This is a genomic window from Aeromonas sp. DNRA1, from assembly GCF_963888745.1.
Classification (GTDB): Bacteria; Pseudomonadota; Gammaproteobacteria; order Enterobacterales; family Aeromonadaceae; genus Aeromonas; species Aeromonas hydrophila.
On sequence record NZ_CAWPKQ010000007.1, the window covers coordinates 48045 to 65870 of the forward strand.

General features: G+C 63.3%; 16 protein-coding genes. 4 read left to right on the forward strand and 12 right to left on the reverse strand.

The window, feature by feature from the left end; genetic code table 11:
- Nucleotides 1-17 precede the first annotated feature (17 nt).
- From AACQ43_RS19485 to AACQ43_RS19500, 4 genes are all read right to left on the reverse strand, one after another.
- A complete protein-coding gene (locus AACQ43_RS19485; RefSeq protein ID WP_168968381.1) occupies nucleotides 18-395 on the reverse strand; it encodes a VOC family protein in 378 nt (125 codons plus the stop codon).
- 66 nt (nucleotides 396-461) lie between these two features.
- Nucleotides 462-1166, reverse strand: a complete 705-nt coding sequence (locus AACQ43_RS19490; RefSeq protein ID WP_168968383.1) for a helix-turn-helix transcriptional regulator — start codon at nucleotides 1164-1166, stop codon at nucleotides 462-464.
- A 65-nt stretch (nucleotides 1167-1231) separates the two neighbouring features.
- Nucleotides 1232-2191 (reverse strand): helix-turn-helix domain-containing protein, encoded by a 960-nt coding sequence (locus AACQ43_RS19495; RefSeq protein WP_168968385.1) that lies wholly within the window; start codon nucleotides 2189-2191, stop codon nucleotides 1232-1234.
- A 91-nt stretch (nucleotides 2192-2282) separates the two neighbouring features.
- Entirely contained in the window at nucleotides 2283-3053 is a 771-nt protein-coding gene (locus AACQ43_RS19500; RefSeq protein WP_168968387.1) for an MBL fold metallo-hydrolase, read from the reverse strand.
- Nucleotides 3054-3333: 280 nt separating this feature from the next.
- Here AACQ43_RS19500 and AACQ43_RS19505 point away from each other — a divergent pair, with 280 nt between their 5' ends.
- Both AACQ43_RS19505 and AACQ43_RS19510 read left to right on the forward strand, forming a co-directional pair.
- Nucleotides 3334-3747, forward strand: coding sequence for an Hsp20 family protein (locus AACQ43_RS19505; RefSeq protein WP_041214186.1), 414 nt, complete (start codon nucleotides 3334-3336; stop codon nucleotides 3745-3747).
- 92 nt (nucleotides 3748-3839) lie between these two features.
- Entirely contained in the window at nucleotides 3840-4277 is a 438-nt protein-coding gene (locus AACQ43_RS19510; RefSeq protein WP_029305108.1) for an Hsp20 family protein, read from the forward strand.
- Between the two features lie 72 nt (nucleotides 4278-4349).
- Here the strand turns inward: AACQ43_RS19510 and AACQ43_RS19515 are convergent, their stop codons facing one another.
- Nucleotides 4350-5606, reverse strand: a complete 1257-nt coding sequence (locus AACQ43_RS19515) for a valine--pyruvate transaminase (RefSeq protein ID WP_168968389.1) — start codon at nucleotides 5604-5606, stop codon at nucleotides 4350-4352.
- A 283-nt stretch (nucleotides 5607-5889) separates the two neighbouring features.
- On the opposite strand from AACQ43_RS19515, the gene AACQ43_RS19520 reads away from it, so the two are divergent.
- Nucleotides 5890-6123, forward strand: coding sequence for a hypothetical protein (locus AACQ43_RS19520; RefSeq protein ID WP_016348875.1), 234 nt, complete (start codon nucleotides 5890-5892; stop codon nucleotides 6121-6123).
- Here AACQ43_RS19520 and AACQ43_RS19525 read toward each other — a convergent pair.
- Nucleotides 6053-6877 (reverse strand): AraC family transcriptional regulator, encoded by an 825-nt coding sequence (locus tag AACQ43_RS19525; protein ID WP_168968391.1) that lies wholly within the window; start codon nucleotides 6875-6877, stop codon nucleotides 6053-6055. The two genes, AACQ43_RS19520 and AACQ43_RS19525, sit on opposite strands and share 71 nt — an antisense overlap.
- A gap of 92 nt (nucleotides 6878-6969) precedes the next feature.
- Between AACQ43_RS19525 and AACQ43_RS19530 the strand changes: the two genes are divergently transcribed.
- Nucleotides 6970-8097 carry a multidrug effflux MFS transporter gene (locus AACQ43_RS19530; protein ID WP_168968393.1) on the forward strand — a complete coding sequence of 376 codons (1128 nt, stop codon included), beginning with the start codon at nucleotides 6970-6972 and terminating at the stop codon, nucleotides 8095-8097.
- Between the two features lie 4 nt (nucleotides 8098-8101).
- On the opposite strand, the gene AACQ43_RS19535 is transcribed toward AACQ43_RS19530, so the two are convergent.
- The 6 genes from AACQ43_RS19535 to gorA form a co-directional block, all read right to left on the reverse strand.
- On the reverse strand, nucleotides 8102-8785 hold the full coding sequence (locus AACQ43_RS19535) for a response regulator (protein ID WP_168968395.1): 684 nt from the start codon (nucleotides 8783-8785) through the stop codon (nucleotides 8102-8104).
- Between the two features lie 30 nt (nucleotides 8786-8815).
- The gene (locus AACQ43_RS19540; RefSeq protein WP_017410498.1) at nucleotides 8816-11404 is read right to left on the reverse strand and encodes a sensor histidine kinase; all 2589 of its coding nucleotides are present in this window, start codon (nucleotides 11402-11404) and stop codon (nucleotides 8816-8818) included.
- 103 nt (nucleotides 11405-11507) lie between these two features.
- Complete coding sequence (locus AACQ43_RS19545; protein ID WP_101150427.1) at nucleotides 11508-12035, reverse strand: potassium-transporting ATPase subunit C; 528 nt, start codon at nucleotides 12033-12035, stop codon at nucleotides 11508-11510.
- 256 nt (nucleotides 12036-12291) lie between these two features.
- The gene (gene kdpB, locus AACQ43_RS19550) at nucleotides 12292-14349 is read right to left on the reverse strand and encodes a potassium-transporting ATPase subunit KdpB (RefSeq protein WP_043164304.1); all 2058 of its coding nucleotides are present in this window, start codon (nucleotides 14347-14349) and stop codon (nucleotides 12292-12294) included.
- A gap of 55 nt (nucleotides 14350-14404) precedes the next feature.
- Nucleotides 14405-16087 (reverse strand): potassium-transporting ATPase subunit KdpA, encoded by a 1683-nt coding sequence (kdpA, locus tag AACQ43_RS19555; protein ID WP_168968397.1) that lies wholly within the window; start codon nucleotides 16085-16087, stop codon nucleotides 14405-14407.
- Nucleotides 16088-16435: 348 nt separating this feature from the next.
- Complete coding sequence (gene gorA, locus AACQ43_RS19560) at nucleotides 16436-17785, reverse strand: glutathione-disulfide reductase (RefSeq protein ID WP_049045641.1); 1350 nt, start codon at nucleotides 17783-17785, stop codon at nucleotides 16436-16438.
- Nucleotides 17786-17826: the final 41 nt, after the last annotated feature.

Here is a 17826-nt window from a genome sequence, read left to right on the forward strand (position 1 = left end):
GTCTTGATGGCGCCGGCTCAGCTCAGTTCGGGGGCCGGGCAGTAGAGACGCAGACGATGGCTATCCGGATCGAGGGCCATGCAGGTGTAGCCAAACTCCATCTTGGTCGGCGCCTGGATCAGGGGGAGCCCGCGCGCCAGCCACTCGGCAGACAGGCGATCGACGGCATCATCATCGGGGAGGGCGAAGGCCAACTCCATCGCTCCGGCCGTTTGGGTCACGGCAGGTTCAACTGTGGCGCTGGACCAGAGTGCCAGTCTGGCGCCCGATTCGAACACGAACATGGCAAAGGTAGGTGACTCCTCCACCGGTTCACGCCCGAACAACTCGCGGTAGAAGAGCGCGCTACGGGTCGGGTTGGCAACGTAGAGGATGGTGAACTGGGGGACTAACATGGTGATGCTCCTTGCTGATGAGATGACGCATCGGCGCCGACCCCGTCAGCATGGCGCTGCCTGCTGTCAGTTTCTGTCAGCAATGAATTTGGGCTGCGGGATCTGCTGGCTGGCGCGCCACTCCTTCAGCAGGCTCTCTCTGCTTTTTGGATAGCGGCAATCTTGCGGTTGCATCCGGGTAATGCGATCTACCCGAAAGTGGCGAAAGTCCTGGCGTAGCTCGCACCAGGCCACCAATACCCGCACCTGGTCGAAGTAGCCGAGGGCACAGGGCCAGACGGTGCGCTCCGAACTCTTCTCCTTGAGATCCCGATAGTCCAGGATCACCTTGCGTTGCTGGCGGATGGCACTACGCAGGGGGGCTTCATCGGTGAGGCTGTCGCTGCGGGAGGTGCCGATTAGCAGGGCATTGCTCTGGAGCTGCTGGCGATAGTCGGTGGGCAGCACGGCTTCTATCTTGGCCAGCGCACTGCTGGCCGATGCACTCAAGGCTCCATCACCGTGGGCGACGACCCAACGTGACCCCAGCACCAGCGCATCCAGCTCCTCCTCGCTGAACATCAGCGGCGGCAGCATGAAGCCGGGGCGCAGCACATAGCCGATGCCCGCTTCCCCCTCGATATGGGCGCCCTGTGCCTGCAGAGTGGCGATATCCCGGTAGAGGGTGCGCAGGCTGATGCCAAGCTGGCTGGCCAGCTCGCTGCCGGTGATGGCGTAGCGGTGGCCGCGCAGCAGCTGGAGCAGGGCCAGCAGGCGTTCTGAACGGGACATGGAATGACTCCTCGGGATCTCTGGTTAGCCTGCCATAGCGGAGTGAGCGGGTACAGCGGGCATCATCAAGAGTTATGGCCACGAAAAGATCGTCGCCACTCGCTGGGGGAGATGGCAAAGCGGGAGCGGAAGTGATTGCGCAGGGAGGCGGCACTCTTGAAGCCGACCAGCTCGGCAATGCGATCGATGGAATGGCCGCTTACCTCCAGCAGCTCCTGACTGCGCCTGAGCCGCTCCGCCAGCAGCCATTCACCCACCGAGAGGCCGGTTGCCTGATGAAAACGGCGGGTAAAGGTGCGTCTGCTCATCAGGGTGTGATCTGCCAGAGAGTCCAGGGTGTGAGGCTCGGCCAGATGGGCACGCAGGTGATCGAGCAATTGGTTCATCCGGACATCGCGGGTGGAGGCGGGCACCGGCTGCTCGATAAACTGGGCCTGCCCCCCTTCCCGGTGAGGCGGGATCACCAGCCGCCGCGCCACCTTGTTGGCGATGGCCGAGCCGTGGTACTGGCGCACCAGATAGAGGCAGCAGTCCAGCCCGGCGGCAGTACCTGCGGAGGTGACCAGCCCATCATCATCGACATAGAGGGCGTTGGTATCGAGTTGCACGCAGGGAAAGCGGCGGCAGAAATCCTGCTCGTACTCCCAGTGGGTCGATGCCTTGCGACCATTGAGCAGCCCGGCGTAGGCGAGTACATAGGTGCCGAGGCAGAGCCCGACCAACCGGGCACCTCTGGTTCTGGCGGCAATCAGGGCATCGAGCAGCGCTGCGGGTGGCCGTGCTGCCGGGTCGTGCCAGAAGGGGATGACGATGATCTCCGCCTCGGCCAGCACCTCCAGCCCATGAGGAGCCTGAATGGTGAAGCCTTGCGCCGAGTGTGAATGAGGGTTGCCATCGCCGCAGCAGATCTTGAGCTCGAACAGCGGCTGGCCCGGCAGGATATCGCCGAAGATGAGGCAGGGGACGGCGCAGTGAAAAGGGCTGAAGTGATCGAAGGTCACCACGGCAACGATCGGGGTGGTCATGGTGTAGGCTCCTCTCTGCGCGCAGACCCCTCATCATAAGCGTTCGGCAGTGAAAGCCGAAGGGCCATCTCTGGCATGGCCCTCTTGTGGATCACAGTGATATCGCCTCGCCATCTTGCGGCACCCGTACCCGATCCATCATGCCCCGTTTCGCCAGATAGTCGCGCAGCTCTAGGCGTGAAAGCACGGCGTGATTGACCGCCTCCATATGGCTGGCGATCAGCGTGGCTTGCGGGGCAGCCTGATAAACGGCGGCGATATCCTCCTTGCCCATGATGATGGAACCGAGCCCGGGTACCTGTGCATCGCCACAGTTGAGGATGATGACCTCGGGCTGATGCTGTTGCAGGGCTTGCTCGACCCAGGGATGCCAGATGGTATCACCGGCCAGATAGAGGCACTGTTCATCGGGGTGGGAGAAGACCACGCCGCACACCTCTCCCATGCGCTCGCCCAGTACCGCCATCAACTGGTCGCTGCCGTGCTGGCCGCCGGTCCGCTGCAGGCGAATACCGGCAAACTCGGGCTGGTCGCTCAGCAGGCGCACATCCTCAAAGCCACTGGCACGAATGGCATCGGCATCTTTCTGATGTTGCACCAAGAGCGGCAGATGCTTGGGGATTCGGGCTATGGCCGCATCATCCCAGTGGTCGGGATGGTCGTGGGTGACGATCACGGCGTCAACATCGACCAGCTCATCGATCGGTAGCGGCAGCTCGACCAGCGGATTGCGCAGATGGCTGTTGGCTGTGCCCTCAAAGCCGGGGAAGGCCCCCTTGGCCGAGAGCATGGGGTCGATCAGAAAGCGGGTACCGGCATAGTTGAGCAGCAAGGTGGCGTTGCGAACCTGGGTAATCTTCATGGGATGGCTCCATGTTGGCTGGTGGATATGCAACCAATTATGGGAGACGGAGTGAGTTGCCATCAGTGGCCCACGGGTCGATTATCATCACTATCGGGCCAACAGGTTGATGTTCTACAGGTCTGCGCGGCCATTTAAAAAATTTGAAAAAATCCCCTTGAAAGGAAAAAGTGAGCCCCTATATAGGTAACAAGGCCGGAACGCTCGACAGAGGTTTCGACCAGGTGCCCGTCCATAAGGAGGGCAAACAATCCGTTATCGCTCACAAGAGGGTAATACTATGCGTTCTATCGACTTTTCTCCGCTCTATCGTTCTGCCATCGGTTTCGATCGTCTGGCCAATCTCATCGAATCTGCGGCCAGCAATGGCAATGCCGGTTATCCCCCCTACAACATCGAGCAGCTGGGTGATAGCGACTACCGTATCAGCATGGCGGTAGCGGGCTTTACCCAGGAAGAGCTGGAGCTGAGCTTCCAGGAAAATCTGCTGACAGTGAAGGGCAACAAGCAGTCCGATACCGAGCGCAACTACCTCTACCAAGGCATAGCCGAACGCGGTTTCGAGCGTCGCTTCCAGCTGGCCGACTATGTGCGGGTGAAAGGCGCCGATCTGAAAAACGGTCTGCTGCACATTGACCTAGTGCGCGAAGTGCCCGAGGCGATGAAGCCCCGCAAGATCGAGATCAACGGCTGATAGCCTGACCTCATTGAATTGTTGACGTTTCCCGGGTGCCGATGACGGGCCTGTGGAGAAGTAAAACCTGTTGCTTATAGAAGGATAGGATTATGCGTAACCTCGATTTTTCTCATCTCTATTCCAATGCCGTTGGCTTCGAGCGGATGGCCCGTGAGCTGGAAGGTCTGTTCGAGCAGAAGACCGCCGCTTACCCCCCGTACAACATCGAAAAGCGCGATCAGGACGGCTATCGCATCACGGTCGCCGTGGCCGGCTTCGAGCGCGAAGAGTTGGAGCTGGAAACCGAAAACGGCACCCTCAAGGTGAAGGGGCGAAAGGCCGCCGCCGATGAGCGCCAGTTCCTCCATCAGGGGATCGCCGAGCGCGACTTCGAGCTCGCCTTCAAGCTGAGCCAGCATGTGGAAGTGCAGGGCGCCAAGCTGGAACATGGGCTGCTGACCATCGATCTGGCACGCGAGCTGCCTGAGGCGCTCAAGCCCCGTGCCATTCCGATCGGCAAGCCCGAGCAGCTGGCACTGCCCGGTTAAGCCAACCGGAGCGCGATAACAAGAGAGGCCTGCATTTGCAGGCCTCTCTGTTTTTGGATCGCCGAACTGGGCTTAGCCGGCGTCGGCGTAGAGGGCGTTGATCTCGTCGGCCAGGATGGCGATGCCGCGCCGTACCAGCTCCTCGCTCTGGGAGTAGTTGAGGCGGATGCACTCCTGACTGTGACGCCACTTTGGATCGTCGATGCCGGGGAAGAAATAGTGCCCCGGCACGATCAGCAGGTTCTTCGCCTTCAATCGCTCGTACAGCTCCTGACAGTGGATCGGCAGGCCTTCGAACCAGAGCCAGAGGAAGAGGGCGCCTTCCGGCTTGTGGATGTGGAAGCGCGGATCGGGGATCGCTTCGCGCAGCAGTTGCACCGCCAGCTCCGCCTTCTGCCGATAGAAGGGTTTCACCACTTGTTCGCTGAGGGCGATGATCTCGCCGCTCTCGATCATCGGGATGGTGATGGCGGGACCCAGACTGCCCGGCGCCAGATTGATGATGCCGCTCAGGTTGGTGATGGCCTGAATGATCTTCTCGTCGGCGATGACGATGCCGCAGCGAGTACCCGGCAGGCCGAGCTTGGAGAGGCTCATGCAGAGGATGGTATTGGCATTCCAGAACGGCTTGGCTTCGCTGAAGATGATGCCCGGGAAGGGGACGCCGTAGGCGTTGTCGATCAGCAGCGGAATGCCCTTGTCGCGGGCAATCTGATCGAGGTGTTCGATCTCTTCGTCGGTCAGCACGTTGCCGGTGGGGTTGGTGGGACGGGAGACGCAGATCACCCCGATGTCGTCACCCACCTGCAGGCTCTCGAAGTCCACGTGGTACTTGAACTGGCCGTCGGCCAGCTTCTCTATGGTGGGCTTGTAGGCCACGAAATAGTCGTCCGCCAGCGCAGAGTCGGCATAGCCGATGTACTCGGGGGCGAGTGGGAACAGCACCTTCTTCTTGCGGCCATCGGCAAATTCGCCCGCCAGCAGGTTGAACAGATAGAAGAAGGCATTCTGGCTACCGTTGGTCAGGGCGATATTGCGGGCCGAAATATCCCACCCCAGCTCCTTGCTGAGCAGTGCGGCCAGCGCCTTGGTGAACCTGTCCTTGCCCTGGGGGCCATCGTAGTTGGCCATCGCCTTCACCAGCTCACCGTTGTCGAGCAGGCTCTTGGCCTCGGCCTGGAAGCGTTCCAGCATGGCGGGGATGGGGGCCGGGTTGCCGCCACCCAGCATGATGGCGTCCGGATTGGTCAGCCCCTGATTAAGGTCATCCATGAGTTGGGTAATACCGGCATGGCGAGTGAACTTCTCGCCGAACAAGGAAAATTCCATTCGGTGACAGATCCAGAGTCAGTTACGGGGGAGCTAGCACCATAGCTCAGTTTAAAAGCGGGTGTCGATCAAAAAAATGGGACGTTCCACGTGGAACAGCAGACAAAAATTAAGCGTGGTGAAAATGACCACTTGTTGGTTTAATCCTGACTACAGGATGCTTTCCAACTGGCGCCACTTATCATCTAAAAACAATTAATTTAAATAAAATCATGTCGTTATAGATGTGGCACAACAATTGGAATAGCTATCTGGTCATCTCAACCACACCGGAGCACACCAGATGAAAATCCTGATCGCAACCTTGATTGCCAGCAGCCTGAGCCTGAACGTCATGGCCGACGAGTACCCCAGACCCGAACTGGACAGCGCCAAGCTGGCGCAGGAGATAGCGGCCCAGCAGCAGCAGGCCTCCCATGCGGTGGTGGAGGAGGCTATCCACAACCTCAAGCCGCTGGCGCTGGAGACCCTGGTGGTGGAGGCGAGCTCGGCCGATGCGACTCACCCCGAGAGTTGAGATAGCGCAGCGGGGTCTGCCCCGTGTGTTGTCTGAAGAAGCTGATGAAGGCGCTGTCGCTGGCGAACTCCAGCGTTGCCGCTACCCGGCTGATGGGTTCGGCCTCGGCCAGCAGTTCCAGCGCCCGCAACAGTCGCCACTGCTGGCGCCAGGCCTGGTAGCTCATGCCGGTCTCTCGCATGAAGATGCGACCTATGGTCTTGTCACTGGCACCCACCCGTTCGGCCAGCCGGTTGAGCCGATCGGGCAGGGTGTCGCCCCGCTTCACTTCCTGCAGCCAGCCGGCCAGACGCGAGTCTGACGGCAGCGGCAACTGCCAGGATTCCCGCGGCGCTTGCGTCAGCTCCTCCTGCAACAGCGCCAGCGTGCAATGCTGCTCCGCTGCCGGCTTGTCCCACGGCCAGATCGCCATCCGCTCGATGATCTCCCGCAGCAGCGGGTTGACCGCCAGCACCGCCATTTCGGTCGGCAAGCCGGGCTCCGGCTGGAAGTAGAGGGAGCGATACGCCACCACCCCGCGCATCAGCACCCGATGGGGCAGGCCTGCTGGCAACCAGGCCGCTCGCGTCGGCGGCAGCAGGCAGACCTGATCGTCCAGCTCTATGGTCATGCAGCCGGCCTGGGCGAACAGCAGCTGATGGCGCCTGTGCTGATGACGGCCGGAGTCGTGCCAGCCGAGGGCGGAGGCGATCCCGATGGCGCTGCCGTCGTGCTGATCCGGGTCAAAAGGGTGATCGGGAAGAATAAAGGCCATGTGTCCGATTATTGATGTTTATAGTCCTGATTATTGTAATCGGACAATCGGCATCACTCTAGAATGACGGCCTCTTGTGAAGGAGGTTTGTCATGAACAACAAGGTGCCACCGCTCTGGCTGGTGGTTGGATTGATGATGTTTCCGCAGATAGTGGAGACCATCTACAGCCCGGTGCTGACCCATATCGCCAGTCAGTTTCGGGTGAGCGAAGGGCAGGCATCGCAGACGCTGTCGGTCTATTTTCTGGCGTTTGCTGCGGGCGTGGTCTGCTGGGGCCGACTGTGCGATCTGGTCGGGCGGCGTCCCGCGATGCTGGCGGGGCTGATGACCTATGGCGCTGGCACTCTGCTGGCTTTGCTGGCCACTGAGTTTGAAACCCTGTTGCTGGCCCGGGTCATCGCGGCCTTCGGCGCCGCCGTGGGCTCCGTGGTGACCCAGACCATGCTGCGCGACAGCTATCAGGGCAGCGATCTGGCGCGGGTCTTTTCAGTGATGGGTATCGCGCTCTCACTCAGTCCGGTGCTGGGGCTGGTGAGCGGCGGCCAGCTGGCGAGCGGGTTCGGCTATCTTGGGGTATTCAGCGCCCTGCTGGTGTTGGCTGCCGGATTGTTGCTGGTCACTTGCTGGCAACTGCCGGAAACCAGGCCGGCCATCACCATGCGGGTGGCACTCTGGCCGCTGGCACAACGGATGGTGCGTGATGCAGCCTTGTGGCGCCGCGCCGCCCTGGTAGCGCTGTTCAACACCATGTTGTTTGGCTACTACAGCCTGGCGCCGTTTCTTTTTGCCGGTCTGGGGTTGAGCGCGGGCGAGTTTGGTTACTCCGGCATCGTGCTGGCGCTGGCGACCCTGGTGGGCAGCCTGCTCAACAAGCATCTGTTGGGCCGTGGCTGGACGCCTGCCTCGTTAATACGGCTCGCCGCCGCGCTGGCGCTGGGGTCCGGCTGGCTGGTGTGGGCCAGTCAGACTTCGCTCTGGTTCCTGCTGCCCATGATGGGGGTGGTGGTGGCGTTCGGGCTGGCGATCCCCAATGTGCTGAGCCAGGCGCTGCTGGCCTATCGGGAGGTGGCAGGCAGTGCCGGTGCCCTGTTCGGGCTCGGTTACTACCTGTTGCTCAGCCTGGGGTTGGCGGTTGCCGCCAGCTTGCAGGATCTCGGTCTGCTGCTTGGCAGTTGCGGCCTGCTGGCTCTCTGTTGCTGTTGGCGTCGTTCCACGTGAAACATCAGCTGCCGATAAAGCGGTAACCGATGCCGGATTCAGTTTCGATCAGCGTGGGTTGCTGGGGATTATCTCCCAGCTTCTTGCGCAGGCTGGCGATGACGATGCGCAGGTAGTGGGTGTCTTCCTTGTGGCTCGGCCCCCAGATGTCGTTGAGCAGCTGGGTCTGCAGCACCAGCTTGCCGGGATGGCACACCAGCGCCTGCAGCAGGGCGAACTCCTTGCGGGAAAGGGGCACCTCTTCCTCCCCCAGGGTGACCCTGTGGCTGCTGCTGTCCAGGGTCAGCCCGCACTGGGGGAAGTGGCGCTGCTCGCCGCTGCTGACCCCGGCCCGCTGGCGCAGCAGCACCCGGATGCGGGCCATCATCTCGCCGATGCCGAACGGCTTGCTCATGTAGTCGTTGGCCCCCGCATCCAGCAAGCGCACCTTCTCCTGTTCAGAGTCCCGCGCCGACAGCACGAGTACCGGGTGCTGATGGTGTTCGCGAATGGCCTGCAACACCTGAATGCCGTCCCCATCCGGCAGGCCCAGATCCAGGATCACCAGATCGGGATTGAGGTGGCGATACTGCGCCAACCCCTCGCTGACGCCGACCGCCTCGCTCACCTGATGCCCCTCGGCGATCAGGCTGATCCGCAAAAAACGGCGGATGGCCGCCTCGTCGTCGATGACCAGTATGTGAGCCATTCAGCCTCCAGCTGGATAGAGTAAAAAAGTTCAGGCCGCGGCTGCATTGAGAGCCAGCGGCAGGGAGATGCGCATGCAGGTACCGTTGCCGTTGGGGCCGGAAAATGCCCAGATGCGGCCGCCATGGGCCTCTATCATAGCGCGGGAAATGGCGAGGCCAAGCCCGGTGCCGCGGCTGCCGCAGTCGCCGACCGGCTGGGTGTAGAACAGATTGAAGATCTTGTCCCGATCCGACTCGGCAATACCGACCCCGATGTCGATGATGTCGAGGATGAGATCGGGGTCCGCCAGCATCACCTTGAACTCGATGGGGGTGCCGGCCGGCGAATAGCGGGAGGCGTTGTCGAGAATGTTGACCAGCACCTGCTCGATCAGGGCGCCGTGCACATAGAGGCGGGGGATCTGCTGATCGAAGTGCACCAGCAGCTTGTGCTGGCGCCAGGAGGAGTCGAGTCGACGGCGGGCGTTCTCCACCAGATCCGCCAGGTCGACCCAGTCCCGTTTGAGCTGGAAATCCGGCGAGCCGATGCGGGTCATGTCCAGCAGGTTCTGCACATAGCTGTGCAGGCGGCGCGCCTCGTCCTGCACCGAGTGCAGCAGCTCGCTGCGATCTTCGCTGCTGATCCGGTCACCATATTCCAGCAGGGTGCTGCCGGCCCCCATGATGGTGGCCAGCGGTGTCTTCAGATCGTGGGAGACCGAGGAGAGCAGGGCGGCGCGCATCCGGTCGGTTTCCGCCTGCAGCTGGCTGTCGGCCAACCGTTCGTTGAGATCGATCCGGGCCAGCGCGGCGCGGATATCGGTGAGCAGGGCCTGCAGCTGATGCTCGGCCGAAGAGGCGAGCGGATTGGCCAGCACTATCCCCAGCACCAGTTCATCGCTGAGGTGATGGTACTGGGCCTCGGCCGCGTTGAGGGTGGCGGTGTGGGCGCCGGCGCTCTGCTTCTGGGCCAGACACCAGTCGATGGCTGCCTTGTCGGTCTGCCCCGGCTTGTGCTGGGTCGAGCCGGCCCTGTGCTGGTAGTGCTGATCGAGGGCGAACACCGGCTGGCCCAGCGCCAGCGAGATGGCCTGGGATCCCTGCCTGAGCACCTCTTCCGGGCTGCTGGCGGTGGCCAGCCCCTGGCTCAGCGACAGCAGGGCATTGCCCAGTTGCTGGGTCTCGCGCAGGCCGATCAGCTGTTGGCGCTGACGGGAGGCGAGCCGCCCGGCCGTGATGCCGACGATCAGCAGCACGAACAGGGTGAGCAGATCGCTGTGGCTGGCCACGCTCAAAGAGAAGTAGGGGGCGGTGAACAGCAGATTGTGGCCGACGAAGCCCAGCACCGCGGCCAGGATGGCGGGCATCAGGCTGGTGGTGAGCGCGGTGGCCAGCACCCCCAGCACGAACAGCATGGGCAGGGAGGCGGGCGGCAGCCAGTGGGAGAGGCCCCAGACGGCGGCCGAGGTGGTCCCCATGATGGCCACCGCCAGCAGGCTCTGGCGAATGTCCTTGGGGTGGAGCGGCTGCAAGCCCAGGCTGGGCTTGCGCTTCTCGGTATCCACCAGCGTGATCTCGAGTCCTTGCGCCTGCTTGAGCAGGTGTTGCACCAGCGAGCGACGCCAGGGGGCCTTGTGGGGTTTGCCCAGCAGCAGTTGCGATACCTGCTGCTGCTCGGCGGTCTCCAGCAGGGTGTCGGCCACCGCCGGACTGGAGAGGGTCAGCACCTTGGCCCCCAGCTGGGAAGCGAGCGCCAGTGCCTGCTCCAGCTCGACCGAGCGCTGCCCCTTGCTGTCGATGTGCACCACCAGCCAGGGTAGCTGGCGGCGCTGGGCGAAGCGGTGACCGTAGCGCACCAGGGCCGCGCCGTGCTGATCGCCGAGGCAGACCATCAGCTTGCCCCGCAGCGGCAGAGTGGTCTTGCCGGCGGCCTGCCACTGCAGCTGCAGATCCCCCTCCACATGGCTGGCGGCGGTCTGCATCGCCAGCTCGCGCAGGGCGGTCAGGTTGTTGAGAGAGAAGAAGGACTGCAGGGCGGCCTTGGCCTGGTGGGGCACATAGACCTTGCCCTCCTTGAGGCGGCCGAGCAGCTCCTTGGGGGGGAGGTCGATCAGCACCAGGCTGTCGGCCTCCAGCAGCACCTGATCCGGCAGGGTCTCCTTGACCCTGACCCCGGTCAGCTGCCACACCAGATCGTTGAGGCTCTCCAGGTGCTGCACGTTGAGGGTGGTGTAGACATCGATGCCGGCGCCCAGCAACTCCTCCACATCCTGCCAGCGCTTCTCGTGGCGGCTGCCGGGGGCGTTGCTGTGGGCCAGCTCGTCCACTACGGCGATGGCGGGTTTGCGGGCCAGCAGGCCGTCCAGATCCATCTCCTCCAGCCGCTGCTGGCGGTGCAGGTGCAGCTTGCGCGGCTGGATGGCGAGCTTGTCGAGCAGGGCCAGGGTCTCCTGGCGGCCGTGGGTCTCCACCACCCCGATCAGGATGTCGACTCCCTCCTTGGCCTGCTCCCGCACCGCCTGCAGCATGGCGTAGGTCTTGCCGACGCCGGGGGCGGCACCGAGAAACACCTTCAGCTTGCCCCTGTGTTCCTGTTCCAGGCTCGCCAGCAGGGCGTCCGCCCTCACCTCATCACGCATCCCCGTGCTCCCGTTGCACCGGCCGAACCGCGGCCGTGACCTCATTGCTCATGCTTGTCCCCGTTGTCGAAAGGGAGCCTGTCCCGAACGGCAAGGAGCGCCCTCAGGCGCCCTTTTGATGATCGAGTTGCAGGTTCAACTGGAGAATGTTGACCACCTGCGGGCCAAGGATACCAGCTTGTGCCGCCGACTTGACCTGCTCCGTCAGCTGAACGGGATCCAGCCCCCGTTGCCCGGCGACCCGCGCTACCTGAGCCAGCGCTGCAGCGAGCGGCAGATGGGGATCGAGGCCGGAGGCGGAGCGGGTCAGCAGGGCGGGGTCCCTGGCTTCCGGCTGCGCCCTGGCCGCCGCGGCGGCAAACTCGGCCCGCAGCGGCGAGCTCATCCCCAGGTTGCTGGCGCCTCCGCCTATGGTGGCGAAGTCGCTGGCGGAGGGGCGGGAGTGGAAGTAGTCGGCCCGCTCGAACTTCTGTGCCAGCAGGGCGCTGCCGACCACCTGCTGCTTGGCGTTGGTGAGCAGGCTGCCGTTGGCCTGCCAGGGGAAGAGCAGCTGGGCCAGCCCGGTGACGGCCAGCGGATACGCTACCCCCAGCAGCAGGGTCAGGGTCAGCAGAGTTCTGATTGCTATCATGATTTTCTTGCTCCAAATGCGTTGGGTGGATGCGGGTCTGTCCCGCATCCGGTAATGCCGTTACACCAGCCCCAGGCCGGTGATGACCAGGTCGATCAGCTTGATACCGATGTATGGGTGCACGATCTGGCCGTGGATACCATCGCGCGGCGTTTTCATCACACCAGCCCCAGGCCGGTGATGACCAGGTCGATCAGCTTGATGCCGATGTATGGGTGCACGATCTGGCCGTGGATACCATCGCGCGGCATTTTCATCACACCAGCCCCAGCCCGGTGATAACCAGGTCGATCAACTTGATACCTATGAAAGGCACTATCAGGCCGCCGACGCCGTAGATCAGCAGGTTGCGGCGCAGCAGGCTGGCGGCCGAGCCCTGCAGGCTGACCCCGCGCAGGGCCAGCGGCACCAGCGCCACTATGATCAGGGCGTTGAAAATGATGGCCGACAGGATGGCGCTCTCGGGGCTGCCCAGCTGCATCAGGTTCAACACCCCCAGCTGCGGATAGGCGGCGATGAACAAGGCCGGCAGGATGGCGAAGTATTTGGCCACGTCGTTGGCGATGGAGAAGGTGGTCAGGGCGCCGCGGGTCACCAGCAGCTGCTTGCCCACCAGCACCACGTCCAGCAGCTTGGTGGGGTTGGAGTCGAGATCCACCAGGTTGCCCGCCTCCTTGGCGGCCTGGGTCCCCTCGTTCATGGCCAGGCCCACGTCGGCCTGGGCCAGCGCCGGTGCGTCGTTGGCGCCGTCCCCGCACATGGCGACCAGACGGCCATCGGCCTGCTCCTGACGGATGTAGGCCAGCTTCTTCTCCGGCGTCGCCTCGGCGATGAAGTCGTCCACCCCAGCCTCGGCGGCGATGGCGGCGGCGGTCAGCGGGTTGTCACCGGTGATCATCACGGTGCGGATCCCCATGTGGCGCAGGATCTGGAAGCGTGCCTTGATGCCCGGCTTGATGATGTCCTTGAGGAACACTACCCCCAGCAGCTTCTCGTGGGTGCAGACCAGCAGCGGGGTACCGCCCTGGCGGGCGATGTTGTCCACCGATTTGAGGATGAGCTCGGGCACCGCCTTGCGATCGAGCGAGAGGTAGCGCAGCACAGCATCCACCGCCCCCTTGCGATAGTGATGGCCGTTGCGATCCAGCCCGCTCAGCCGGGTCTCGGCGCTGAAGGGGATGAGGATGTCGCTCTCCAGCTGGCTCGGCTTGGTGTGGCTCTTGCCCGCCAGGGTCAGGATGGATTTGCCCTCCGGGGTATTGTCACCGAGCGAGGCCAGCATGGCGGCCTGGGCCAGCAGGGAGGGGTCCACGCCGGGGGCCGGGATCAGCTCGTCCGCCATCCGGTTGCCGAAAGTGATGGTGCCGGTCTTGTCCAGCAGCAGGGTGCGCACGTCGCCGGCGGCTTCCACCGCGCGGCCCGACTTGGCGATCACGTTGAGTTTCACCAGCCGGTCCATGCCGGCGATGCCGATGGCGGAGAGCAGACCGCCGATGGTGGTCGGGATCAGGGTGATGAACAGCGCCAGCAGATAGAGCCGGGGCACCTGGGTGCCGTTGTAGTCGAGGAACCAGGGCAGAGTGGCCACCACCAGCAGGAAGATCAGGGTCAGCCCCACCAGCAGGGCGTCCAGCGCCATCTCGTTGGGGGTCTTCTGCCGCTTGGCCCCTTCCACCAGCGCAATCATCCGATCCAGCGTGCTTTCGCCCGGGTTGTTGCTGATGTGCACCCAGATCTGGTCGGAGACGACGGTGGTGTTGCCGGTCACGCCGCTGCGGTCGGTGCCCGACTCGCGGATGACGGGGGCGGATTCGCCGGTGATGGCCGCCTCGTTGACCGAGGCGATGCCGGCGACCACTTCGCCGTCGGCCGGGATCATCTCGCCGCTGCGCACCAGCACCAGATCGCCCTTGAGCAGGCTGGTGGCCGGTACCCACTCGCCCTTGTCATCCTGCGGGCTGGTGACTCGACGTGCCTTTAACTGGCTCATGCCGGCCTTCAGGCTGTCGGCCCGCGCCTTGCCGCGCCCCTCGGCCAGGGTCTCGGCGAAGTTGGCAAACCAGAGGGTGAGCCAGAGCCAGGCGGTCAGCTGCCAGGCCAGCGAAGGAGCGACGCCGGATAGCGGTTGCCCCAGCAGCGACTCCAGGGTCGCCATCACGGCCGCCAGCCAGAGGGTGAACAGGATGGGGCTGCCAAACAGCGCCCTGGGGTTGAAGCGATAGAGGGCTTCCACCATGGCCTGCAGGATCTGTGATTTCTGTTTCTTGCCCTTCACCTGAATGGTGTCGGTGCTCATTGAAGCGGACTTGCTCATTGGAAAGCTCCCTGCATCGAATAGTTGGTCACGCAGATCAATCGGGTGTGCAGCATCAGAAGGCACCTCCCAGCAGGCTCAGGTGTTCCGCCACCGGGCCCAGCGCCAGCACCGGCAGGAAGGAGAGACCCCCCATCAGCAGCACGGTGACGATCAGCAGGGTGATGAAGAGCGGGCCGCTGATCGGGAAGTCCCCTTCGCTCGTCTCCTGGCGCGGGGCGCGGGCCAGCTGGCCGGCGATGGCCAGTACCGGAATGATGTAGCCGAAGCGGCCGAGCAGCATGGCCAGCCCGATGGCGATGCACTGCCAGCTGTCGGCGGCGGCAAAGCCGGCGAAGGCGGAGCCGTTGTTGCCGGCGGCCGAAGCGTAGGCATAGATCAGTCGTGACAGGCCGTGGGGGCCGTCGTGACCGATGACGGTGGCGGAGTTCGGCATCAGCAGGGTAATGCCGCCGATCACCAATACCCCGACCGGCATCACCAGCATGCTGGCGACCACCCATTTCATCTCGGTGATGCCGAGCCGTTTGCCCAGATAGGTCGGAGTGCGCCCCACCATCAGGCCGCACAGGAACACGGTCAGCAGCACGAACAGCATCATGCCGTAGATACCGGCACCGACGCCGCCGAACACCACTTCACCCAGCAGCATGTTGATCATGGCGACCATGCCGGCGAGCGGGGCGAAGCTGTCGTGCATGGCGTTGACCGAGCCGTTGGAGGCGGCAGTGGTGGCCACTTCCCAGATGCTGGACAGCACGGGGCCGAAGCGGCTCTCCTTGCCTTCCCAGTTGCCGGCTTCGCTGGTGAGGTGGGCGAGGGCGGGATCCGGTTTCAGCTCCTGGCCGATGGCGAGGCAGAGCCCCAGCACCAGCATGATGGTCATGGCGATGAGGATGGCGCGGCTGTGGGCCAGATCCTTCACGTAACGACCCAGGGTGCAGACCATGGCGGCGGCCAGCGTCAGCAGGGTGACCATTTCCAGCCAGTTGGAGAGGGCGGTCGGGTTCTCGAACGGATGGGCCGAGTTGATGCCGAAGAAGCCGCCGCCGTTGGAGCCGAGCTGCTTGATGGCGATCTGGGAGGCAGCCGGGCCGAGCGGCAGCAGCTGCTCCTGGCCTTCCAGCGCGTGGAACGGCAGGTAGGCAGACAGGCTCTGGGGCACCCCCTGCCAGACCAGCAGCAACGCCAGGATCAGCGCCATCGGCAGCAGCACGTAGAGACAGAAACGCACCAGATCCTGCCAGAAGTTGCCGAGGTGGGTGGTCTGCTGGCGGGCGATGCCGCGAAACAGGGCGATGGCGACGGCCGCGCCGGTGGCGGCGGAGACGAAGTTCTGGGTGGTCAGCCCCACCATCTGGCTGAAGTAGGAGAGGCTGGCTTCGCCGGAGTAGGCCTGCCAGTTGGTGTTGGTCATGAAGCTGACCGCGGTGTTGAAGGCGAGTTGCCAGTTCAGCCCGGGCAGCTGTTGCGGGTTGAGGGGCAGCAGCCCCTGTGCCAGCAGGATCAGGAACAGCAGGCCGAAGCCGGCGCCGTTGAAGGCCAGCAGGCTGAGGGCGTAGGACTTCCAGTCCTGCTCGCGCCCGTCCGTGCCGCAGCAGGCCAGGGTGGCGCGCTCAAGCGGGGCCAGCCAGCGACTCTTGCCTTCAAACACCCGATACAGGTAGTTGCCAAGCAGAGGCGCCGGCAGCAGCACCAGCAGCACGAACGCGACGGGATAGATGATCTCTTGCCACATATCCGGTTCCTCACTCATGGGTGCGCGCGAGGGCGCGCAGCAGATAACCCGCGAGGGCGAGGACCAGCAGCAGATATAGCCAATTCATAACGACTCCGTTGAGGTAATTAGCGTCAGGGATCGATGCATATCCGTGTCGATCCCATAGGTCTCATTGACGCTGAAAGGGTATGTAAAACGGGCGTAAAGGCGCCATAAAGCCCGATTTGGCTGGCGTAAAATCGGCGTAAAAATGAAGGGCTGGCAGAGTGGGAGGGGTGGGACGCGATCAAAAAACCCGGCCTGGGCCGGGTTTGGTAGCAAGTGACTGAGACTGGTCTGATAGTGACAGGCCAGTTTCAAACATGCTTATCGCATGGTCACAAACTCTTCCGCGCTGGTGGGATGGATGGCAACGCAGTTGTCGAAGTCCGCCTTGGTGGCACCCATCTTCATGGCGACGCCGAAGCCCTGCAGGATCTCGTCCATGGCGAAGCCGATGCCGTGCAGGCCGACCACCTTCTCTTCCGGCCCGACACAGACCAGTTTCATCCGGGTAGGCTGGCGATGCTGGGTCAGCGCTGAGTACATGGCGGTGAACTGGCTGCGGTAGACCTTGACCTGATCTTCACCGTATTCGGCAACGGCTTCCGGCTCGGTCAGTCCTATGGTGCCGATGGGCGGGTGGCTGAACACCACGGTCGGCACCAGATCGTAGTTGAGGTGCTCGTTCGGCTTGTTGTTGAACAGCCGCTCGGAGAGGCGGCGGCCCGCCGCGACGGCCACCGGGGTGAGCTGGATGCGGCCGGTGTTGTCACCGACGGCATAGACATTGGCGACGGCAGTGTTCTGGAACTTGTCGGTCGGGATAAAGCCCTTCTCGTCCAACTCGATACCGGCGGCGGCCAGATTGAGGTTGTCGGTGGCCGGGACGCGGCCGATGGCCCAGATCAGGCAGTCGACGGTGAGGTGGCGACCATCTTCCAGCTGCAGGGTCAGGCTCTCATCGGCGTTCTTGACCACCGCCTTCGGAATGGCGTGGGTGTGCAGCTTGGGCCCTTCCTGCGCCATGATTTCGACCAAGGTCTCGTGGATCATGGGGTCGAAGTTGCGCAGCGGCGCATGTTTGCGCACCACCAGATGGGTTTCTGAGCCGAGCGCCTGCATCACGCCGGCGATCTCTACCGCGATGTAGCCGGCACCAACCACGGCAACCCGCTTGGGCTGGCTCTGCAGCTCGAAGAAGCCGTCGGAGTCGATGCCCAGCTCGGCACCCGGGATGGCCGGCACTTCAGGGCGGCCGCCGGTGGCGATCAGGATGTGATCGGCGCTGTACTGCTCGCCATTCACTTCGATGGTGTTGCTGCTGACGAAGCGGGCAAAGCCCTTGATGACGGTGATCTGGTTCTTGCCCAGCACGTTCTGGTAGGACTGATGAATGCGACCGATGTAGGCCTGGCGGGACTCGACCAGCTTGGCCCAGTTGAAGTGGTTGAGGGTGGTGTCGAAGCCGTAGTCGGCGCCATATTTCAGGGCATCGGCGATCTGGCCGGCATACCACATGGCCTTCTTCGGTACGCAGCCGACGTTGACGCAGGTTCCACCCAACTCTTTGGCTTCAATCAGGGCAACTTTCTTACCGTACATGGCAGCCCGGTTGGCCGAGGCGATGCCGCCGCTGCCGCCGCCGATGGCGATATAGTCAAAATGCTGTGCCATTGCGAGGTTCTCCGCTCATTAAGAATGCAATCACAGCATGA